The sequence below is a fragment of the Methylobacterium sp. E-041 genome, from assembly GCF_022829665.1.
In the GTDB taxonomy this organism is placed as follows: domain Bacteria; phylum Pseudomonadota; class Alphaproteobacteria; order Rhizobiales; family Beijerinckiaceae; genus Methylobacterium.
This window is the reverse complement of record NZ_JAKSYQ010000135.1, coordinates 1-4,143: the sequence shown is the minus strand read 5'-3', so window position 1 is coordinate 4,143 and position 4,143 is coordinate 1. Positions and strand designations below refer to the sequence as shown.

Here is a 4,143-nt window from a genome sequence, read left to right as displayed (position 1 = left end):
GGCCCATCAGATGCTCCGCGATGTCTGCCAGGCGCGCGAGGCGCAGTGGTTCAACGTGAACGGTCGCTTCCACGTCCTGAAGGCTGCAAACACTCTCCCCGGCAGCACGATCGTCCTGAATAGCTCCTCCGGCCTCATAGGAATGCCAGAACAAACGATCGGCGGGGTCAACTTCCAATGCCTGCTCAATCCGCTCATCATCCCCGGCTGCAAGATCAAGATTGACGAGAGCAGCGTTGTTCGCGCGGCATTCGACCCATCGGTGGCCGGTCAGGGCAACAACGCCCTACTTCAGTCTGGCAACCTTATGGGCGTTCAGGCTGATGGCCTTTATAAATTACTGAAAGCCGAGCATAGTGGGGACACTCGTGGCAATCAGTATTTCACGCTTGGTGTTGGCGTCGGTCTGAACTCGGACTCTCGCGAACTCCGCTCCATCGGCATCAGTGACGACTTCAATACCGACGCTCCCGCGGCGGGAGGCTGAGATGGGTGAAGTGGTCCCGCTCCGCCTCCGTCCGATAGCCCTGGAGACGGCGCCCGACGTGCCGCGCACCTATGTCGAGATAGCGCACATGTGGACCGTGGCGGCCGTCCGCATCGTCGTCGCCACTTGCCCCGGTGAAGAACGCTCAGGCCCCTACAGGGTGGTCCTGAGGGCCGCAGGCGTGCCGGATAGATCCGTGCTGTCGATGACGGCCGAGCCTCAGCACGAGGCCGAGTTGATGGACTGCCTCGACGCCTACTGCCACGCGATGGCGCAGACTCTGAACTACGCGTCGTCCTATCCCGCAACCCTGGTGCCGCCGCCCTCCGATCCGCCGAGAGGGGCCGCCTGATGCCGGTCGAGCGCGGCAAGGATCTCACGAAGGAACTAGAGCGCACCCTTCGCGACCTCGCGTCGATGGAGGTCGTGATCGGCATCCCGGCCGAGGCCGGCGCACATGGCGATAGCGGGCTCACGAACGCAGCGCTCGGATACATCCACGAGTACGGCGCCCCGGAAGCGAACATCCCGGCGAGACCCTTTCTGATGCCGGGGATCGAGCGCATCCAAGACAAGATCACCGACGAGCTTGCGAAGGGCGCCGCTCGCGCGGTCGAGGCTACGGTTTCGAGCGGCAACCGTACAGCCGGCAAGGCCGAGGGGGCGAAAGCCCTACAGCGTGTCGGCATCCTCGCACAGAGCAGCGTCCGCGGTGTCATTACGGACGGGATCGCCCCGCCGCTCGCCGCGCGCACCGTCTACGCTCGACTACACCGAAAGAAGAACAGGCGCTCGCCTGGGCCGATGACCCCACTCGTGGACACGGGGAAACTTCGGGAAGCCATCACATACATTGTCAGACCCAAGGAAGACTAGGCATGTCGAACGATGTTCTCCGAGCCTTTATTGTTTCACTCGGCTTCAAAGTCGATGAGGCGGGAGCGAAAAAGCAGCAGGAGGCCATCGGCAAGACCGAGCGCGCCGTCGCCGGCCTGGAGAAGACCGAACGTGACGCGCATGCGGCGGGGGCCAGACGGGCGGCAGAGCTAACGCAGCGTGCTGAGAGCATGGCAACCGCGGCGCGGATCGCGGGCGCAGGCATCGTCGCATTTGCTGCCGGCGCCGCGCTGGCGCTGAAAGGCTTGGGGGACGCTTTGTCGAAGTCCCTTGGCGACTTCGACCGCCTCTACTACGTCGCCGGTCGAACCGGCGCGTCGGTGAATAGCATCAAGGCGCTCGGCTACGCCTTTGAGCAGACGGGTAGCTCGGCCGCCCGCGCCATCGGCGTGCTTGAGAGCTTCGCCCGCGCTCGCCGCACGAACCCTGGCACGAACGCACTGCTCAAGAACTACGGGGTGAACACGAAGGGCGATGCGTCCGACGTGCTCGGTAACGCGATCGACGCCATTTCGGCCAAGCACCCGCACTTCGCAGGCTCCCAGATCGCCGGCCTGCTAGGCATCTCGGAGGAGGACTTCGAGCACTACAGCCGATACCGGAAAGAGATCATCAAGTTCACGGCTGAGAACAAGGCGCTTAGGAAGTCGCTCGGCCTCAATGACGACGATACGGCTTCGGCAGCAAACCGCCTCGCCCGCGCCTTCGGCTCATTCCACGCCGTCATGGATGCCCTTGGCGACAAGCTCACGGCGGTCATGGCCCCGGTGCTGGAACGCGTCGTCAAGGCGTTCAAGGATTGGATCGCGGCGAACCCCGAGAAGGTCGAGGCGATCATGCGCGCGATCGCCACCGCCGCCGAAGCCCTAGGGAAGGCATTGCAGGGCGTGCTTGAGTGGTTCGGAAACGAGGCGAACCAGAAACACGCGACGGACCTATTTGAAGCCATCGCCAAGACCGTTCGCGACACCGTGCACGAGGTCCGGTTGCTGATCGACGCCTTCAACCGGCTGGGCAAGTTCCTGAACCCTGGCGGCGGCGATCCGGTGGGCAAAGCCGTCACCGGCTTGCTAGGCTCGCTCGGGCTTGGCGGCGGTAGCGGCGGCCTCGGTGTCGGTGCAATCGGTGGCGCGAGCTACCTCGGACAGGAGCCGGCGAACGACGCTGCGAAGCCCGGTCTGATGCGGCGCGGCTGGAACGCGGTCAAGCGTGCGGTCGGGTTGGGCGGCAGCGGCGCCGGGGCAGAGACGAACTACCCCGCCGGCTCGAAGCACCCCATCCTAGATCTCATTACACGAGCGGAAGGGACCAAGCGCGGATACGACGACTCTTTTGCGCATCAGGTCGGAGGTACGCTGACAGACAAGACGCTTGATGAAGTTTAGGGCATTCAGAAGGGGATGCGCGGGTCATCGGCGATTGGAAAATACCAATTCATGCGTGCCACGCTGAATGGGCTTCGGAAAGAGATGGGCCTGAGAGGCGACGAAAAGTTTGATCCCGCCATGCAGGATCGGCTCGCGCTGCGCCTTTATGAGCGACGTATGGCTCAAGCCCGACGCAAGGGCGGTGGTGACGGCGCCGTGCTAGAAGCTCTGGCGCAAGAATGGGCGTCGTTCCCAACTCAGTCGGGACAGGGCTACTATCCGGGTCAACGTGCGGCAGTGTCCACACAACAGGTTCTTGACGCCGTTCGCCGACAGGAGGCGTCAAAAACTGCGCCGGCTTCAGCTACACCGCAACTGCCTGTCATGGCACGCGGGATCGGCTTCAATCCAGGCGGTTTCGACGTGAACGCTGCGCTTCGCTCGGCGCCGATGGGCACAAGCTCGACCACGAACAATCAGTCGAGCATGAACGTGAACTCGCCGACCAACGTGACAATCAATGGCGTGACGGACCCGCAAAAGGCGGCAGAGCATTTCGAGCGCGCCGCGAACCGGAGCAACGATCTGATGGTGGGCAACGTCCAAGCGGCGGCGCGCTAACAGCCAGCGCGGCAGCGAACCCCCACCACCACGGGGTTCGTCTCGCCGATGGTGCCAATGGCGACTAAGGTGTCGCCGCGGCGCCAAGTGAAGTTGCAATTGGCGAGGCCGGTGCCAGCGCACGACTCCATTTCGGGGCGTCCCTTGCAGCGGTCGTCGTCCTCGTCGCATGCCTGCGCTTCGGGCATCGTCACCGGCTTCCAGCCAAGAGCAATCAAGCTGCTGCGCGCCGACCCGTAGGGCGTTCCTTTGGGGAAGGTGGGCAACCGCTCGGCCGCGCTCACGACCGTAACGGAACCGACGAGGGCGAGGGCGACGAGGGCAGGGCGCATCCCAGCAATGTATGCACCGGGGTACGCTTGTCGAGGCGCGGCTTAGGCTGACTTCGGCCGCTTTATGGTGAGCAGCCTAGGTCGCGGACTCATAAAGTCCTGAGCCAGACGCGGACGGCTGCGAGCTTGACGCTGGCCAGGAAGTTTTCCGGGTCCTTGTCGTAGCGTGTTGCGACCGCACGGAAGTGCTTGATCTTGCTGAAGAACCGCTCGACCAGATTGCGGTACTTGTACAGAAAGGCACTGAAGGCCGGCACGTTCTTGCGGTTGGGCATCGGCTTCACGTTCGCCCAGGCCCCCTGCTCGGCCAAGCGCTCGCGCCGCGCGTCGCTGTCGTAGGCCCGATCCCCCAGGAGGGTCTGCCCAGGTCCCAGATCGCCGAGCATGTCGTCGGCGGCCCGACCGTCATGCGCTTGGCCTTCGGTGATCTTGAGGGCGA

Annotated in this window: 7 protein-coding genes; 5 read left to right on the top strand and 2 right to left on the bottom strand. The window is 64.0% G+C overall.

The features are described from left to right. The 5 genes from MKK70_RS12875 to MKK70_RS12855 form a co-directional block, all read left to right on the top strand. Nucleotides 1-487 (top strand): hypothetical protein (locus tag MKK70_RS12875; protein WP_243948162.1); only part of this gene is annotated, 487 nt, incomplete at its 5' end. A 196-nt stretch (nt 488-683) separates the two neighbouring features. After that, entirely contained in the window at nt 684-839 is a 156-nt protein-coding gene (locus MKK70_RS12870; RefSeq protein WP_187276040.1) for a hypothetical protein, read from the top strand. Further along, nucleotides 839-1,363, top strand: coding sequence for a hypothetical protein (locus MKK70_RS12865; RefSeq protein ID WP_243948160.1), 525 nt, complete (start codon nt 839-841; stop codon nt 1,361-1,363). Before MKK70_RS12870 ends, MKK70_RS12865 begins: the two co-directional genes overlap by 1 nt. Before the next feature lie 2 nt (nt 1,364-1,365). Then, nucleotides 1,366-2,769, top strand: coding sequence for a hypothetical protein (locus tag MKK70_RS12860; protein WP_243948158.1), 1,404 nt, complete (start codon nt 1,366-1,368; stop codon nt 2,767-2,769). Between the two features lie 51 nt (nt 2,770-2,820). Next, entirely contained in the window at nt 2,821-3,372 is a 552-nt protein-coding gene (locus MKK70_RS12855; protein ID WP_243948149.1) for a hypothetical protein, read from the top strand. Here the strand turns inward: MKK70_RS12855 and MKK70_RS12850 are convergent. Together MKK70_RS12850 and MKK70_RS12845 are read right to left on the bottom strand one after the other, a co-directional pair. Beyond that, nucleotides 3,369-3,704, bottom strand: coding sequence for a hypothetical protein (locus tag MKK70_RS12850; protein ID WP_243948147.1), 336 nt, complete (start codon nt 3,702-3,704; stop codon nt 3,369-3,371). The two genes, MKK70_RS12855 and MKK70_RS12850, sit on opposite strands and share 4 nt — an antisense overlap. A gap of 89 nt (nt 3,705-3,793) precedes the next feature. Beyond that, on the bottom strand, nt 3,794-4,143 hold a 350-nt coding region (locus MKK70_RS12845), incomplete at its 5' end, for a transposase (RefSeq protein ID WP_243948145.1).